The organism is Citrobacter sp. TBCS-14 (genome assembly GCF_005280805.1).
GTDB lineage: Bacteria > Pseudomonadota > Gammaproteobacteria > Enterobacterales > Enterobacteriaceae > Citrobacter > Citrobacter gillenii.
Window position 1 is genome coordinate 1 of record NZ_SZWM01001109.1, and the last position, 473, is coordinate 473.

Here is a 473-nt window from a genome sequence, read left to right on the forward strand (position 1 = left end):
TGAGCCGAGATCCAGATACTGCTGTTGATACAGTTCGCGCGTTTGTTCGCTCAGCCGCTGCTGGCGGCGCAGGATCTGCAATGCAGTCGCGAGACTCATTGCCTGGCTGCGGGATTCCAGTAATTTCTGTCGTACTTCGAGTCGGGNGCACGTCAAGGCGGGTACGCTGGATGGAATACTGTGCCGAGTCTACCGCATGACCAGCGGCGTTGCGTCGGGCGGTGAGTCCGCCTCCTTGATACAGCGGCATCTCGACTTTTACCCACGTGGAGTACTGCGTTTTGTCGAGCACCTCATGGCTGGGGTATTTGTCGTTGAGATAGTGCTGAACAGATGGCTCCAGGGAAATGGTTGGCGTTATCTGCGCGTTGGCGTAATCAAGGTTGGCCTGCGCGACGTTCGCCTGCGCCCAGGCCGCCAGCACTGCAGGAACTAACTTATCCTCCGGTTTTACCACATCGCAACTGCTGTCC

The 473-nt window shown here is 57.6% G+C and carries 1 pseudogene; it reads right to left on the reverse strand.

The features are described 5' to 3' along the window. A pseudogene (locus FDX22_RS24290) lies at positions 1-473 on the reverse strand (TolC family protein); the annotation flags it as partial.